Here is a 15,270-nt window from a genome sequence, read left to right on the forward strand (position 1 = left end):
AACTGGTAACGTTGACGGGCAGTTGAAAGCAAATCCGGTAACTGGCAGTCTTAAGCAATAAGGCGCTAAGGAGACCGTAAATGGCTGATAAAAAAGCAAACATCACCTACAATGGTGACGCTGCTATTGAACTGGATGTGCTAAAAGGCACGCTCGGTCAGGATGTAATTGATATCCGTAGTCTCGGTTCAAAAGGGGTTTTTACTTTTGACCCTGGTTTTACCTCTACCGCATCGTGCGAATCAAAAATCACTTTTATCGACGGTGACGAAGGTATTTTGTTACACCGCGGTTTCCCGATTGATCAACTGGCGACCGAATCCAACTACCTGGAAGTGAGCTACATCCTGCTGTACGGCGAAAAACCGACGCAGGAGCAGTTTGAAGAGTTCAGACTGACGGTCACCCGCCACACCATGATTCACGAGCAGATCACCCGCCTGTTCCACGGTTTCCGTCGCGACTCACATCCAATGGCAGTACTTTGTGGCGTGACCGGCGCGCTGGCAGCGTTCTACCATGATTCGCTGGATGTGAACAATCCGCGCCACCGCGAAATCGCGGCGTTCCGCCTGCTGTCCAAAATGCCGACCGTAGCGGCGATGTGTTACAAATACTCCATCGGTCAGCCGTTTATCTATCCGCGCAACGATCTCTCTTACGCCGGCAACTTCCTGCATATGATGTTTGCCACTCCGTGCGAACCGTATGAAGTGAATCCGGTGCTGGAACGCGCCATGGATCGTATTCTGATCCTGCATGCCGATCACGAGCAGAACGCCTCCACCTCTACCGTGCGTACCGCCGGTTCTTCTGGCGCGAACCCGTTTGCCTGCATCGCGGCCGGTATCGCCTCTCTGTGGGGACCGGCGCACGGCGGCGCCAACGAAGCGGCACTGAGAATGCTGGAAGAGATCAGCTCCGTAAAACATATTCCGGAATTCCTGCGTCGCGCCAAAGACAAGAACGATTCGTTCCGTCTGATGGGCTTCGGTCACCGTGTCTACAAGAACTACGACCCACGCGCTACTGTGATGCGCGAAACCTGCCACGAAGTGCTGCGCGAGCTGGGTACGAAAGATGATCTGCTGGAAGTGGCGATGGAGCTGGAGCACATTGCGCTCAACGACCCGTACTTTATCGAACGCAAACTCTACCCGAACGTCGACTTCTACTCCGGTATTATCCTGAAAGCGATGGGTATTCCGGCGTCCATGTTTACTGTTATCTTTGCGATGGCGCGTACCGTGGGCTGGATTGCGCACTGGAACGAAATGCACGACGACGGCATCAAGATTGCCCGTCCGCGTCAGCTTTACACCGGCTATGCCAAACGCGAATTCTCCTCCGATCTGAAAAAAGATTAAGGGTGAATCCGCATAAAAAAACGCGCCTGTGGGCGCGTTTTTTGTTTCAGCGTTGACAGCCCGGGCACCAGTAAAACGGGCGCGATGAGAGCGTGGTTTTTTCGATGATCCCACCGCAGCGCTCGCACATCTCCCCTGCCCGGTGAAAGACCCGGAAACGAAACAGCGCGCCGTGATGCTTGTTCTCATTCACAGTGCCGCGTGTCTGCCAGGACAAACGAGGAATATCCAGCAACGCCTGCGCCAGCACGTCAAGCTGGGTATCATCCAGTTCGGCGGCACAATGCTGCGGTGCCAACGCACAGTGCCAGAGGATCTCTACGCGTAAATAGTTGCCCAGCCCGGCCAGAAACGCCTGATCGAGGAGCAAACCGGAGAAGCGACGACGGCGAAAACGCGGCGATAACAGACGTTCTTTCACCTGCGCCGCAGTGAGCGTCATGTTCAACACATCCGGCCCAAGCCGCTGTAGAAACGGGTGCTGCGCCAGTTGTTCTGGCGTGAGTATGGCGATATCTGACGCGCTGTAAAGCAAGATGGCTTTATCGGTCGTCTGTAATTTTACGCGCAACACGCGGTTGGTTTGCGGCGTTTCGCCCGCATTCACCACGCGCCAGACGCCGTAAAGCTGGTTATGGCTGTAGAGGGTTAACCCGCCGGAAAAGTGCGTCAACAGCGCCTTGCCGCGGGTTTCAATCTGCTCGATGCGCTGTCCCACCAGACCTGGGGCAAAATCGGTTAGCTGCGGCGGAGCAAACCAGACATCGGTCAGTGGTTTTCCCTGAACCGCCGCTTCAAGCATGTCCGCCGCCCGGCGGATCTCCGGTCCTTCCGGCATGTAAAACTCCTTGTGTTATCGCGCGGAAATGATCACCCCACGCTGGGTAAAAGCAGCATGCAGACGGCGGGCAAACAGTAACGCATGTTCACCATCGCCGTGCAGGCACACCGTTTGCGCCTGCACGGGAACATATTCGCCTTCAATACTTTTGACACGCCCTGCCAGCACCATCTCCAGCGTTTGCGCCAGCGCCACATTGTCATCAGTAATCAACGCGCCCGGCTCGCTGCGTGGTACCAGCCGACCATCGCTGCGATAGCCGCGATCGGCAAACACTTCCTGGCGGGTGATCAGCCCCCAGTTTTTTCCGGCGCGGATCAGTTCGCTGCCCGCCAGCCCGACCAGAATCAAATCCGAATCAACATCGTGTACCGCACTGGCGATAGCGTCGGCCAGTTGCGCATCATTTGCCGCCTGGTTGTATAACATGCCGTGGGGCTTCACATGCTGTAATTTACCGCCCTCAGCATGCACCATCGCTGCCAGTGCACCGATTTGGTACAGCATCTGGGCATACACGGTTTCCGGCGGCAGTTGCATCGCTGTACGACCGAAGTTTTCCCGATCGGGAAACGAGGGATGTGCGCCGATGGCGACCCCGTTACGCAGCGCTTCGCGCACGCATGTCAGCATCGTCCCGGCATCGCCCGCATGAAAACCGCAGGCGATATTGGCCGACGACACCAGTTTCAACAACGCAGCATCATTGCCGCAGCCTTCGCCAAGATCGGCGTTTAAATCAATCTTCATGCGTTAACCGCCATGCCAGTTGTTCAAGATAACGCTGTTGGTCCTGGCGGGCATGCAGCGCTTCATCCAGTGAACACTGAACAAAATGCACCGGTTGCCCAAGAGGAATTTGCGCCAGATGGTACATATCGGCCTCAATAATGCAGGCAATACGCGGGTATCCGCCGGTCGTCTGAGCATCATTCATCAGCACAATCGGTTGGCCATTTGACGGCACCTGTATAACGCCGGGTAATAAGCCGTGGGAGAGCAACTCGCGCGAGGTCGTCCGCAACAGTGGCTGCCCCTGTAAGCGGTACCCCATGCGGTTGCTCTGCGGGCTTATCTGCCATGGCAGACGCCAGAATGCTTCCTGCGAAGCCGTGTCGAATTCGTGATATTCCGGCCCCGGCAGCGCGCGAATGCGGTTGCCCCACAGCAGTTGTTTTACGCCCTGCTGGGTACGAAACTGCCGCTTCGTTTTTGCCAGAGGCAGCGTATCGCCATCACGTAACAGTCGCCCTTCCAGCCCACCGATAGCGGCTTTCAGATCGGTACTCCCTGAACCCAGCACCTCCGGCAGCGCGAAACCTCCTGCCACTGCCAGATAGCTACGCACACCGTGCAGCGGGCGTTTCAGCACCAGCCGCTGCCCGGCTTTTGCCACAAAACGCCACCCCGTCCACACGGGTTTACCGTCGAGCTTCGCTTCACAACCGGCGCCGGTCAGGGCAAACCAGCAGCGGCTTTCGAACACCACTTCGAACTGGCCGAGCGTAATCTCAAGCCCGGCCGTATCAGGCGCATTGCCCACCAGCGCATTGCCAATTTGCAGCGCAGGCGCGTCCAGCGCGCCGCAATAGCTGATTCCGGACTGGCGCAAACCGGTACGCTTACCACCCTGTAAGCTGGTGTAAATACCGGCGCGGATAATGTTCAACATACGCCCTCCTTACGCGGAATGAAGCGTAGCGTGTCGCCAGGACGCAGCAATGAAGGCTCCGCTAAACGCGGGTTAAAGAGCGCCAAATCTGTTCGTCCAATCAGGTTCCAGCCGCCGGGCGTCTCCAGCGGGTAGATGCCGGTTTGTGCGCCGCCAATACCGACAGAACCGGCTGCTACGCGAACACGCGGTTCAGCGCGTCGCGGCGTGGCCAGTGCTTCCGGCAGGCCGCCCAGATAGGGAAAGCCAGGCTGGAAGCCAATAAACCAGACCACATAATCAACAGAGGCATGAAGCTCCACTACCTGTTTTTCACTCATCCGGCAATGTTCCGCCACCCGTCCGAGATCCGGCCCGGCATCGCCGCCGTACAGGACCGGGATCTCAATGGCGCGAGATTCCGGCTCCAGCGCCTCGCTCTCTTCCCACCAGCGCTGTAAGCGTTCAATGGCATCGAGCGCCAGCGTGCCCGGATCGCGCAGCACAACCGTAATATTATTCATCCCCGGAATGACTTCTGCCACCTCCGGCACCGTGGACAACCGCTGCGTCAGCCGCCAGATCCGCTTTTGCGTCGCCAACTGCACAGGAGGCTCCAGCTCCAGCACCACGGCGGTTTCCCCTAATAAATAACAACGCGCTCGCTGCACTTGTTTGCTCCTCAGGCCGGGTTCGGAATATCCACAAACGTAACGTCAAGATCGGTATGGGTATTCAGCCACTCGCTCAACGCGCGAATGCCGCCACGTTCGGTGGCATGGTGCCCCGCCGCGTAGAAATGCAGCCCCTGTTCACGCGCAGAATGAATGGTCTGCTCCGATACCTCGCCGGTGATAAAGGCATCCACGCCAAAGCGGGCGGCTTTATCGATAAAGCTCTGTCCGCCGCCGGTACACCAGGCGATACGTTTCACAACATCCGGCCCGGTATCGCCGCACCAGAGCGGCTTACGGCCGAGACGCGCTTCGATCCACGAAGCCAGTTCCAGCCCCGGCACCGGCATCGTGAGTTCTCCCCACGGCAACAGCTCTTCGATTTCGCCCTGAATGGTAATACCGAGCAGCGCCGCCAGTTGCGCGTTATTGCCCAGCTCCGGGTGCGCATCGAGCGGCAGATGCCAGCCATACAGGTTGATGTCGTTCGCCAGAAGCGTTTTCAGGCGGTTACGCTTCATGCCCAGAATGACTGGCGCTTCGTTTTTCCAGAAATAGCCGTGATGGACAATTACCGCGTCCGCCTGCTGACGCACCGCTTCATCCAGCAACGCCTGGCTGGCGGTCACGCCGGTGACAATTTTTTGCACCGTTTCCCGCCCTTCAACCTGGAGGCCGTTCGGGCCGTAATCACTGAATGCCGCACTGTTCAGCTTCTCGTTAATCAGTTTTTCCAGTTCGGTATTTTTCATCAATGCTCTCTTTTACGCTTTACGGGCGGCTTCATACGCCGCCAGGGTGGCGGCTCGCGCCTGTTTATGGTCCACAATCGGGCGAGGATAATCGAGACGTTGCCCCTGTTTATCCGCCCACGCCCAGGGCTGATGGAGATGCTTTTCCGGCACTGCTTGCAGTTCCGGCAGCCAGTGACGAATAAACTCGCCGCTGGCGTCAAAGCGCTCCCCCTGCGTGGTGGGATTAAAAATGCGGAAATACGGCGCCGCGTCGGTCCCCGTTGAGGCTGCCCACTGCCAGCCACCATTGTTTGCCGCCAGATCGCCATCAATCAACTGAGAAATAAAATAGCGCTCTCCGCAACGCCAGTCGATAAGTAAGTCTTTGACCAGGAAGCTGGCAGTAATCATCCGCAGCCGATTGTGCATCCAGCCAGTGCTGTTCAACTGGCGCATTGCGGCATCGACAATCGGAAAGCCAGTCTTGCCTTCTTGCCACGCCGCAAGCTGCTGCTGGCTCCCCTGCCACTGCACCCTATCAGTCCAGGGGATAAAAGGTTTGTGCTTGCAGAGCGCCGGATGAAATGTCATCAGATGACGGTAAAACTCACGCCAGATCAGCTCATTGAGCCATACTGCGCCGCTTCCACCATCAAGCGCCTGCGGCTGCTCGGCCAGTAAACGATGCAGACACTGGCGCGGCGACAGTGCGCCAATCGCCAGCGCGGCGGAGAGGCGGCTGGTACCTTCAATCGCCGGAAAATCACGCTGCTGCTCATACTCCGCCGCCTGCTGCTGGCAAAAGTGACGCAGCCGGGCAATCGCGCTTTTCTCATCGGCGGGGAAAAGTTGTTCATCAAACGGCTGCTGCGGATAGTTAAGTGCGATCGGCTTAGCGACAGGCCGCGCCCCTTCGCGTGCATGCGGCGCGGCGACGCATTGCGGCAGTTCCTCTTTTAGCCGACGCAAAAAAGCGTTTTTGAACGGCGTAAAGACTTTATACATCTCGTGATTACCGGTCATAACGCTGCCAGGTGCCAGCATCACGCTGTCATCAAACCCCTGGCAGGATACGTTCGGCAGCGCTTTTTCTACCGCCGCATCACGCTGGCGTTCATTGAATTCATATTGATAGTTATAAAAAAGATGGCTTACCTGCTCGCTGGCACAGATTTGGGCGATGGCCTGCGCGCAGGCAGCAAAATCATCCACCTCGCGGTAGAGCAGCGGAATGCCCTTCTCCGCCAGCGCCTGTTGCAGCGCATTAAGATGGGCGTTGAGCAGCGCCGCCTGACGGGGAGCCATATGATGCTGCTGCCACTGTGCTGGCGTGGCAATGAAAAGCGCAATAACTCGGACATCGGGATAACGGCAGGCGGCCGCGAGCGCAAGATTATCATGTACACGTAAATCCGCGCGAAACCAGACCAGATGGGTGGTCATATCACTCCTTAATGTCCATAACGAAAGCGCAGCGTAGCGGATCTAATCCGCTACGCCAGGCGGCACAGTGTAAATGTAGCAAAAAGGTTACCGCAAAAAAAAACCACCGCAAGGCGGTGGCTTAGAGAATTTGCTGTGTGTAATCGATTAATAAAAGTCGCAGGCTACTTTTTCGGCCTGGTCCATCCACACCGGTTTTTCACTGGTTTTCGCCCAGACGCGGTGCAGGTAGCTGTAAAAACGCGCGCGATCTTTCCAGAATAACATCATTGGTAATGCCAGAACGCCTGCCAGAATGGCGAAAGCGCGACGCATCAACACAACGTGTACCGGAAACGCTTTATATGTGTTCATAATTCTCTCCCCTTTGTCAGGCCGGCAATCACTACCGGAAATGTTCCCGCCTTACAGAAAATCAGGGCGGCGCTGAAATCTGGTTAAAATAGTATCGCTTTATTCGTAATTTTACTACTCATCCGACCACTATTTTTCTGTCAATTTACGATTTATTGATGTCCCGGCGGTAAATTAGTTACAAAACAGTTAAATTAATACTAATCATTAGTTAAATTGTGGTTTATAGATTTTCGTTACGTTGAAAGCCCCTGGGGGATCCCCCGCTTGTCCGCCCAATGTTTTTGGCCATTTTTATATTTTTTTTACACCCCGCCTGACGATTTTTGCGAAATCTTTGCGCCGAAAAAACTACTTTCACAACACATCCTTAAATCACCCCGGAGGTGAATTGTGAGTGCAGGCGTAATAATCGGCATCGTGCTGGTTTTCCTGTTATTGGGCTACCTGGTTTATGCCCTGATTAACGCGGAGGCTTTCTGATGGCCGCTCAGGCGTTTCTTCTGGTCGCCAGCTTTTTGCTGGTGCTGTTTATTCTTGCGCGCCCGCTGGGATCGCTGCTGGCAAAACTGATTGCCGGACAAGCGCTGCCCGGCACGGCGACAATCGAAAATATCCTCTGGCGTGGACTGGGTATTGATACCCGTGAAATGAACTGGCGGCACTATCTGTTCGCCATCCTGTGGCTCAATGTGCTCGGTATTGTGCTGCTATTTGCCATGCTGATGTTGCAGGGCATTTTGCCAATGAACCCGCAAAACTTGCCCGGCCTCTCCTGGCATCTGGCACTGAATACGGCGGTCAGCTTTGTCACGAATACCAACTGGCAATCCTATTCAGGCGAAAGCACACTGAGTTATTTCAGCCAGATGGTCGGGCTGACGGTGCAAAACTTCCTCTCTGCGGCAACGGGGATTGCGGTGATATTCGCGTTGATCCGCGCCTTTGCGCGCCGCAGCATGGATACGCTCGGCAACGCGTGGGTAGATCTCACTCGCATTACTCTGTGGGTACTGCTGCCGATTTCGCTGATCCTTGCCTTGTTCTTTATTCAGCAAGGCGTCCTGCAAAACTTTTTACCTTATCAGCCTTACACCTCGCTTGAAGGCGTTCAGCATCTGATGCCGATGGGACCAGTCGCGTCTCAGGAAGCGATCAAAATGCTCGGCACCAACGGCGGTGGCTTCTTCAATGCCAACTCTTCACACCCGTTTGAAAACCCGACCGCATTGACCAACATCGTGCAGATGCTGGTGATCTTCCTGATCCCGGCAGCGCTTTGCTTTGCTTTTGGCGATGCAGTGGCGGACCGTCGCCAGGGGCACATGCTGCTGTGGTCGATGTCGCTGATTTTCGTGGTCTGTGCCGGGGTGGTGATGTGGGCGGAGTTCCAGGGTAATCCGCACTTCCTGACGCTCGGTGGCGACAGCGCCATCAATATGGAAGGTAAAGAGAGCCGGTTTGGCATTCTGGCGAGCAGCCTGTATGCCGTGGTTACAACCGCCGCTTCATGCGGCGCGGTGAATGCCATGCATGACTCCTTTACCGCGCTGGGCGGCATGATCCCGATGTGGCTGATGCAGATTGGCGAAGTGGTGTTTGGCGGCGTGGGCTCGGGTCTTTACGGCATGCTGCTGTTCGTGCTGCTGGCGGTGTTTATTGCCGGGTTGATGATTGGCCGTACGCCGGAGTTTATCGGCAAAAAAATCGATGTCCGCGAAATGAAAATGACCGCGCTGGCGATCCTCGTCACCCCGGCGCTGGTGCTGATTGGTACCGCGCTGGCGATGATGACCGATGCCGGGCGTAGCGGCATGTTTAACCCCGGCATTCACGGCTTTAGTGAAGTGCTGTACGCCGTCTCGTCGGCGGCCAACAACAACGGCAGCGCCTTTGGCGGATTAAGTGCCAACACCCCGTTCTGGAACTGTCTGCTGGCGTTCTGCATGTTCTTCGGCCGCTTCGGTGTGATTGTTCCGGTGATGGCGATTGCCGGTTCACTGGTCGGCAAGAAAATCCAGCCCGCCAGCACTGGCACCCTGCCGACGCACGGCGCGCTGTTTATCGGCCTGCTGATCGGCACGGTACTGCTGGTTGGCGCATTGACCTTTGTTCCTGCCCTGGCGCTCGGCCCGGTGGCGGAATACCTCTTATTTTGAGACTGGCGGAGACGCGTTTTATGAGTCGCAAACAACTGGCCCTGTTCGAACCGCACCTTGTTCGTCAGGCGCTGATGGATTCGGTGACCAAGTTAAGCCCGCAAGTACAGTGGCGTAACCCGGTGATGTTTATTGTCTGGATCGGCAGCCTGTTGACCACCATTCTGACCGTGGCAATGGCGACAGGCCATCTTGACGGCAGTGCATGGTTTACCGGCACAGTCAGCCTGTGGTTGTGGGTTACGGTATTGTTCGCCAACTTTGCAGAGGCGCTGGCGGAAGGCCGCAGCAAAGCGCAGGCCAATAGCCTGAAAGGGGTGAAAAAAACCGCTTTTGCCCGCAAATTACGCGCCCCGCAGCATGATGCACAAATCGACCATATTCCGGCAGCAGACCTGCGTAAAGGCGATGTGGTGCTGGTTGAGGCCGGTGACATTATTCCGTGCGATGGTGAAGTGATTGAAGGTGGCGCATCGGTAGATGAGAGCGCGATAACCGGCGAATCGGCACCGGTTATCCGTGAGTCCGGTGGCGACTTCGCTTCGGTCACTGGCGGGACACGCATTCTTTCTGACTGGCTGGTGATCCAGTGCAGCGTTAACCCCGGCGAAACGTTCCTCGACCGCATGATTGCGATGGTGGAAGGTGCGCAGCGGCGTAAAACACCGAACGAGATCGCGCTGACCATTCTGCTGGTTGCCCTGACTCTTGTCTTCCTGCTGGCAACCGCCACTTTGTGGCCATTCTCGGTATATGGCGGCCAGGCAGTCAGCGTAACTGTGTTGGTGGCCCTGCTGGTATGCCTGATCCCAACGACTATCGGCGGGCTGCTGTCTGCGATTGGCGTTGCCGGGATGAGTCGCATGCTGGGTGCGAATGTGATTGCCACCAGCGGTCGTGCGGTGGAAGCGGCAGGTGATATCGATGTGCTGCTGCTGGATAAAACCGGCACCATCACCTTAGGTAACCGCCAGGCATCCGATTTCCTGCCCGCGCAGGGCGTGGATGAAAAAACGCTGGCCGATGCTGCGCAACTCTCTTCGCTGGCGGATGAAACGCCGGAAGGCCGCAGTATTGTGATACTGGCTAAACGCCGCTTTAATCTGCGCAAGCGCGATATGCAGAGCCTGCAAGCCACCTTTGTGCCCTTCACTGCGCAAACCCGCATGAGCGGCATCAACGTGCAGGATCGGATGATCCGTAAAGGTTCGGTGGATGCTATCCGTCGTCATATCGCCGCCAATGGCGGCCAATTCCCGGCCGATGTGGAAACGCTGGTCGAACGCGTCGCCCGCCAGGGTGCCACGCCGCTGGTCGTTGCCGAAGGGGCGAAAGTGCTGGGTGTTATCGCGCTGAAAGATATCGTCAAAGGCGGGATTAAAGAGCGTTTTGCCCAGTTGCGTAAAATGGGCATTAAAACGGTAATGATCACCGGGGATAACCGTTTAACCGCTGCGGCGATTGCTGCTGAAGCCGGTGTCGATGACTTCCTTGCGGAAGCGACGCCGGAAGCGAAACTGGCGTTGATCCGCCAGTATCAGGCGGAAGGTCGTCTGGTGGCGATGACCGGCGATGGCACGAACGATGCGCCAGCGCTGGCGCAGGCGGACGTTGCGGTAGCGATGAACTCCGGCACCCAGGCCGCCAAAGAGGCGGGCAACATGGTGGATCTCGATTCGAACCCCACCAAATTGATTGAAGTGGTGCATATCGGTAAACAGATGCTGATGACTCGCGGTTCGCTGACCACCTTCAGTATCGCCAACGATGTGGCGAAATACTTCGCCATCATTCCGGCGGCGTTCGCAGCAACCTATCCGCAACTGAATACGCTGAACGTGATGCATCTGCACTCCCCGGCGTCGGCAATTTTAAGCGCGGTGATCTTTAACGCGCTGGTGATTGTGTTTCTTATCCCGCTGGCGCTGAAAGGGGTGAGCTACAAGCCGCTTACTGCTTCCGCCATGCTGCGCCGCAACCTATGGATTTACGGGCTGGGCGGGCTGGTAGTGCCGTTTATCGGTATCAAGGCGATCGACCTGATTTTGACCCTGTTTGGCCTGGTGTAAGAGGTATAAAAAATGGCTTTATTACGTCCCGCATTTCTGCTTTTGTTACTCTTCACCCTGATTACCGGCGGGATCTATCCGCTGGTGACCACCGCGCTCGGGCAGTGGTGGTTTAACGCGCAGGCGAACGGTTCGCTGATCCGTGAGGGCGATACTGTGCGCGGTTCGCGCTTGCTGGGTCAGGACTTTACCGCGCCGGTTTATTTTCACGGCCGCCCTTCTGCCACTGCCGATGCGCCTTATAATCCAATGGCGTCCGGCGGCAGCAATCTGGCAGGCAGCAACCCGGAGCTGGATAAAGAAGTGGCGGCGCGCGTGGCGCAACTGCGTGCCGATAATCCACAAGCGGATACGCATGTGCCGGTGGAGTTGATTACCACCTCGGCGAGCGGCCTTGATGGTCAGCTCTCTCCGGCCGCCACCGCCTGGCAGATCCCGCGCGTGGCGCAGGCTCGTCACTTACCCGTGACAGAAGTGGAAAAAATGGTGGCCGAACATACCACCACACCGCTGGTCAATTTTATCGGCCAGCCGGTGGTCAATATTGTGGAACTCAATCTGGCGCTGGATGCGCTCAAGGATAAATAAAGCATGACTGACGAGCCTTTGCGTCCCAATCCCGACCGCTTGCTGGAACACGCCGCAACGGCGCATCGGGGAAAGTTGAAAGTCTTCTTCGGCGCCTGCGCCGGTGTGGGCAAAACGTTCGCTATGCTGCAAGAAGCGCAGCGTCTGCGGGCGCAGGGGCTTGATATTCTCGTTGGCGTGGTGGAGACTCACGGGCGCAAAGAGACTGCCGCGCTGCTGGAAGGGCTGGCAACCCTGCCGCCACGCCGTATCGCCCATCGCGGGCGACTTATTCAGGAGTTTTCGCTGGACGACGCCCTTGCGCGCCGTCCGGCGCTGATTTTAATGGACGAGCTGGCGCACAGTAACGCGCCCGGCTCGCGCCATCCGAAACGCTGGCAGGATGTAGAAGAGCTGCTGGAAGCGGGCATTAATGTCTTTACAACCGTCAACGTCCAGCATCTGGAAAGCCTCAACGATGTGGTCAGCGGCGTGACCGGTATTCAGGTACGTGAAACCGTACCGGATCCCTTTTTCGATAACGCCGATGAAGTCGTACTGGTGGATTTGCCGCCGGACGATCTCCGCCAGCGCCTGCACGAAGGCAAAGTCTATATCGGCGGCCAGGCCGAGCGCGCCATCGAACACTTCTTCCGTAAAGGTAATCTGATTGCCCTGCGCGAACTGGCGCTACGCCGCACCGCCGACCGTGTGGACGATCAGATGCGCGCCTGGCGCGATCGCCAGGGTGAAGAGAAAGTCTGGCATACGCGTGATGCTATTCTGCTCTGCGTCGGGCATGGCGCGGGCAATGAGAAGCTGATCCGCACGGCGGCGCGGCTGGCAGCCAAACTGGGCAGCGTCTGGCATGCGGTGTACGTTGAAACGCCGTCGTTACATAAATTGCCGGAACCGCAACGGCGGGCGATTTTAAGCGCCCTGCACCTTGCACAGGAACTGGGGGCCGAAACGGCAACGCTTTCCGATCCGGCGGAAGAGAAGGCGATTCTGCGTTATGCCCGCGAGCATAACCTCGGCAAAATTATTATTGGCCGACGCAATAAGCACCGCTGGTGGAACCCAGAATCATTTGCCGATAAGCTGGCACGCCGCGCGCCGGATCTCGATCTGGTGATCATCGCGCTGGACGACGCTCCGGCAGCATTGCCCTCACGCGCCGGAGATACACGCCCGTTGATTGAGCGCTGGCGGGTGCAGTTAAAAGGTTGTGCCGTCGCCCTCGCCCTCTGTGCGGCAATCACGCTGATCGCCGCGCAGTGGCTGACTGCTTTCGACGCCGCCAACCTTGTGATGATCTACCTGCTTGGCGTGGTGCTGGTTGCGTTGTTTTATGGGCGCTGGCCATCCGCGTTCGCCACGGTGATTAACGTCATCAGTTTCGATCTCTTTTTTATCGCTCCGCGCGGCACGCTGGCCGTTTCCGATGTGCAATACCTGCTGACCTTTGGCGTGATGATGACGGTCGGTTTGGTCATTGGCAATCTCACCGCCGGGGTGCGTTATCAGGCGCGCGTGGCGCGGTATCGCGAGCAGCGCACCCGCCATCTTTATGAGATGTCGAAAGCGCTGGCGGTCGGGCGTAATAACAAGGATATCGCCGTTACCAGCGAAACATTTATCCAGTCTACCTTTGATGCCCGCAGCAAATTGTTGCTGCCGGACAGCCACGGGCAGTTGAAAGCGGTGACGCAAACCCACGGCATGACACCCTGGGATGACGCAATAGCCCGCTGGAGTTTTGATAAAGGCCAGCCTGCCGGAGCGGGAACCGACACCCTGCCCGGCGTGCCGTATCAAATTTTGCCGCTTAAAAGCGACCAAAAAACCCATGGATTATTGATTGTGGAACCGGCCAACTTACGTCAGTTGATGATCCCGGAACAGCAACGCCTGCTGGAAACCTTCACCCTGCTGGTTGCCAGTGCGCTTGAACGCCAGGCGCTCGCCACCAGCGAAGAACAGGCTCGCCTCGCCAGCGAGCGGGAAAGCATTCGTAACTCCTTGCTGGCCGCACTCTCCCATGATTTGCGCACACCGCTGACTGTGCTGTTTGGCCAGGCAGAGATCCTGACGCTCGATCTGGCAAGTGAAGGCTCCTCGCATGCGCCGCAGGCCAACGAGATCCGTCAGCATGTGCTGAATACCACGCGACTGGTGAATAATCTGCTGGATATGGCACGTATTCAGTCCGGTGGTTTTAATCTTAAAAAAGAGTGGTTAACGCTGGAAGAGGTGGTCGGCAGCGCGCTCAGAACGCTGGAACCCGGGCTTGGCGGCCGCCATATCAACCTCGCCCTGCCCGACCCGTTAATGCTGGTACATGTTGACGGCCCATTATTTGAACGGGTGCTAATCAATCTGCTGGAAAATGCGGTGAAATATGCAGGACAGCGGGCGGAGATCGGCATTACCGCCCATGAAACGCCGCAACAGTTGATGCTGGATGTGTGGGATAACGGGCCAGGTATTCCGGCGGGACAGGAGCAGGCCATTTTTGATAAGTTCGCGCGAGGAACCAAGGAATCAGCGATTCCTGGCGTCGGTCTTGGGCTGGCGATTTGCCAGGCGATTGTTGAGGTTCATGGCGGTACCATTAGTGCCCGCAATCGTCCGCAAGGGGGTGCGCTGTTTTGTGTTACACTTCCCCGTGAAACACCTCCGCAACTGGATGAATTACCTGAGGATCTGTGATCAACGTTCTGATTGTCGAAGATGAACAAGCTATTCGCCGATTTCTGCGTACCGCGCTGGAAGCTGAAGGGTTGCGCGTCCATGAAGCGGAGACCTTGCAGCGCGGTCTGATTGAAGCCGCCACCCGCAAACCCGATCTGGTGATCCTCGATTTGGGGCTGCCGGATGGCGACGGTCTGGACTTTATCCGTGATTTGCGCCAGTGGAGCCAGATGCCGGTGATTGTCCTTTCGGCGCGTGCTGAAGAGAGCGACAAAATTGCGGCTCTTGATGCCGGCGCCGACGATTACCTCAGCAAACCGTTTGGCATTGGCGAGTTGCAGGCCCGCCTGCGCGTTGCCCTGCGCCGTCATGCGGCCACAACCCCTGGCGAACCGGTGGTGGCCTTTGCTGATATTCGCGTCGATCTGGCTAACCGCCGCATCCAGCGCGGTGAGGAAGAGATCCATCTGACGCCCATTGAATTTCGCCTGCTGGCCGTGCTGTTGAACAATCACGGCAAAGTGTTAACTCAGCGACAACTGCTAAGCCAGGTCTGGGGGCCGAATGCCATCGAGCACAGCCACTACCTGCGAATCTATATGGGCCACCTGCGCCAGAAACTCGAAGCCGATCCTGCCCGCCCTCGCCATTTACTGACTGAAACAGGGATTGGCTACCGGTTTATGCTTTGAGGGCGTATCCTGCTGTTTTTTTTGG

The 15,270-nt window shown here is 57.0% G+C and carries 14 protein-coding genes; 7 read left to right on the plus strand and 7 right to left on the minus strand.

Annotated features, from left to right (window positions below):
• Positions 1-80: 80 nt before the first annotated feature.
• Positions 81-1,367 carry a citrate synthase gene (locus tag Y71_RS19110; RefSeq protein ID WP_035885975.1) on the plus strand — a complete coding sequence of 429 codons (1,287 nt, stop codon included), beginning with the start codon at positions 81-83 and terminating at the stop codon, positions 1,365-1,367.
• Between the two features lie 46 nt (positions 1,368-1,413).
• Here the strand turns inward: Y71_RS19110 and nei are convergent, their stop codons facing one another.
• The 7 genes from nei to Y71_RS19145 form a co-directional block, all read right to left on the minus strand.
• Positions 1,414-2,205: an endonuclease VIII gene (gene nei, locus Y71_RS19115; RefSeq protein WP_007373899.1), complete on the minus strand. Its 792-nt coding sequence runs from the start codon at positions 2,203-2,205 to the stop codon at positions 1,414-1,416.
• 15 nt (positions 2,206-2,220) lie between these two features.
• A complete protein-coding gene (gene pxpA / locus Y71_RS19120; protein WP_007373898.1) occupies positions 2,221-2,958 on the minus strand; it encodes a 5-oxoprolinase subunit PxpA in 738 nt (245 codons plus the stop codon).
• Positions 2,948-3,880, minus strand: a complete 933-nt coding sequence (gene pxpC, locus Y71_RS19125; protein ID WP_007373897.1) for a 5-oxoprolinase subunit PxpC — start codon at positions 3,878-3,880, stop codon at positions 2,948-2,950. The genes pxpA and pxpC overlap by 11 nt, the downstream gene beginning before the upstream one ends.
• On the minus strand, positions 3,874-4,530 hold the full coding sequence (gene pxpB / locus Y71_RS19130) for a 5-oxoprolinase subunit PxpB (RefSeq protein WP_007373896.1): 657 nt from the start codon (positions 4,528-4,530) through the stop codon (positions 3,874-3,876). Before pxpB ends, pxpC begins: the two co-directional genes overlap by 7 nt.
• An 11-nt stretch (positions 4,531-4,541) precedes the next feature.
• Positions 4,542-5,285 (minus strand): type 2 GTP cyclohydrolase I, encoded by a 744-nt coding sequence (locus Y71_RS19135; protein ID WP_007373895.1) that lies wholly within the window; start codon positions 5,283-5,285, stop codon positions 4,542-4,544.
• A gap of 12 nt (positions 5,286-5,297) precedes the next feature.
• On the minus strand, positions 5,298-6,710 hold the full coding sequence (gene phrB / locus Y71_RS19140) for a deoxyribodipyrimidine photo-lyase (protein ID WP_007373894.1): 1,413 nt from the start codon (positions 6,708-6,710) through the stop codon (positions 5,298-5,300).
• A gap of 147 nt (positions 6,711-6,857) precedes the next feature.
• On the minus strand, positions 6,858-7,064 hold the full coding sequence (locus Y71_RS19145; protein WP_007373893.1) for a YbfA family protein: 207 nt from the start codon (positions 7,062-7,064) through the stop codon (positions 6,858-6,860).
• Between the two features lie 393 nt (positions 7,065-7,457).
• Between Y71_RS19145 and kdpF the strand changes: the two genes are divergently transcribed.
• The 6 genes from kdpF to kdpE are packed head-to-tail and all read left to right on the plus strand — an operon-like array spanning position 7,458 to position 15,245.
• Positions 7,458-7,547: a K(+)-transporting ATPase subunit F gene (gene kdpF / locus Y71_RS19150; RefSeq protein WP_035885978.1), complete on the plus strand. Its 90-nt coding sequence runs from the start codon at positions 7,458-7,460 to the stop codon at positions 7,545-7,547.
• Positions 7,547-9,223 carry a potassium-transporting ATPase subunit KdpA gene (gene kdpA / locus Y71_RS19155; protein WP_007373892.1) on the plus strand — a complete coding sequence of 559 codons (1,677 nt, stop codon included), beginning with the start codon at positions 7,547-7,549 and terminating at the stop codon, positions 9,221-9,223. Before kdpF ends, kdpA begins: the two co-directional genes overlap by 1 nt.
• A 20-nt stretch (positions 9,224-9,243) precedes the next feature.
• The gene (kdpB, locus tag Y71_RS19160) at positions 9,244-11,292 is read left to right on the plus strand and encodes a potassium-transporting ATPase subunit KdpB (RefSeq protein WP_007373891.1); all 2,049 of its coding nucleotides are present in this window, start codon (positions 9,244-9,246) and stop codon (positions 11,290-11,292) included.
• A 12-nt stretch (positions 11,293-11,304) separates the two neighbouring features.
• The gene (gene kdpC, locus Y71_RS19165; protein ID WP_007373890.1) at positions 11,305-11,880 is read left to right on the plus strand and encodes a potassium-transporting ATPase subunit KdpC; all 576 of its coding nucleotides are present in this window, start codon (positions 11,305-11,307) and stop codon (positions 11,878-11,880) included.
• A 3-nt stretch (positions 11,881-11,883) separates the two neighbouring features.
• On the plus strand, positions 11,884-14,571 hold the full coding sequence (gene kdpD, locus Y71_RS19170; protein ID WP_007373889.1) for a two-component system sensor histidine kinase KdpD: 2,688 nt from the start codon (positions 11,884-11,886) through the stop codon (positions 14,569-14,571).
• Positions 14,568-15,245, plus strand: coding sequence for a two-component system response regulator KdpE (gene kdpE, locus Y71_RS19175; RefSeq protein ID WP_007373888.1), 678 nt, complete (start codon positions 14,568-14,570; stop codon positions 15,243-15,245). Before kdpD ends, kdpE begins: the two co-directional genes overlap by 4 nt.
• Positions 15,246-15,270 lie beyond the last annotated feature (25 nt).

It is taken from the genome of Kosakonia radicincitans DSM 16656 (genome assembly GCF_000280495.2).
Lineage (GTDB): Bacteria > Pseudomonadota > Gammaproteobacteria > Enterobacterales > Enterobacteriaceae > Kosakonia > Kosakonia radicincitans.

What these genes read in the sequence shown, in the direction of transcription:
- Y71_RS19110 (WP_035885975.1), top strand. Translation starts at nt 81, where the DNA reads ATGGCTGATAAAAAAGCAAACATCACCTACAATGGTGACGCTGCTATT.
- nei (WP_007373899.1), bottom strand. Translation starts at nt 2,205, where the DNA reads ATGCCGGAAGGACCGGAGATCCGCCGGGCGGCGGACATGCTTGAAGCG.
- pxpA (WP_007373898.1), bottom strand. Translation starts at nt 2,958, where the DNA reads ATGAAGATTGATTTAAACGCCGATCTTGGCGAAGGCTGCGGCAATGAT.
- pxpC (WP_007373897.1), bottom strand. Translation starts at nt 3,880, where the DNA reads ATGTTGAACATTATCCGCGCCGGTATTTACACCAGCTTACAGGGTGGT.
- Y71_RS19135 (WP_007373895.1), bottom strand. Translation starts at nt 5,285, where the DNA reads ATGAAAAATACCGAACTGGAAAAACTGATTAACGAGAAGCTGAACAGT.
- phrB (WP_007373894.1), bottom strand. Translation starts at nt 6,710, where the DNA reads ATGACCACCCATCTGGTCTGGTTTCGCGCGGATTTACGTGTACATGAT.
- Y71_RS19145 (WP_007373893.1), bottom strand. Translation starts at nt 7,064, where the DNA reads ATGAACACATATAAAGCGTTTCCGGTACACGTTGTGTTGATGCGTCGC.
- kdpA (WP_007373892.1), top strand. Translation starts at nt 7,547, where the DNA reads ATGGCCGCTCAGGCGTTTCTTCTGGTCGCCAGCTTTTTGCTGGTGCTG.
- kdpB (WP_007373891.1), top strand. Translation starts at nt 9,244, where the DNA reads ATGAGTCGCAAACAACTGGCCCTGTTCGAACCGCACCTTGTTCGTCAG.
- kdpC (WP_007373890.1), top strand. Translation starts at nt 11,305, where the DNA reads ATGGCTTTATTACGTCCCGCATTTCTGCTTTTGTTACTCTTCACCCTG.
- kdpD (WP_007373889.1), top strand. Translation starts at nt 11,884, where the DNA reads ATGACTGACGAGCCTTTGCGTCCCAATCCCGACCGCTTGCTGGAACAC.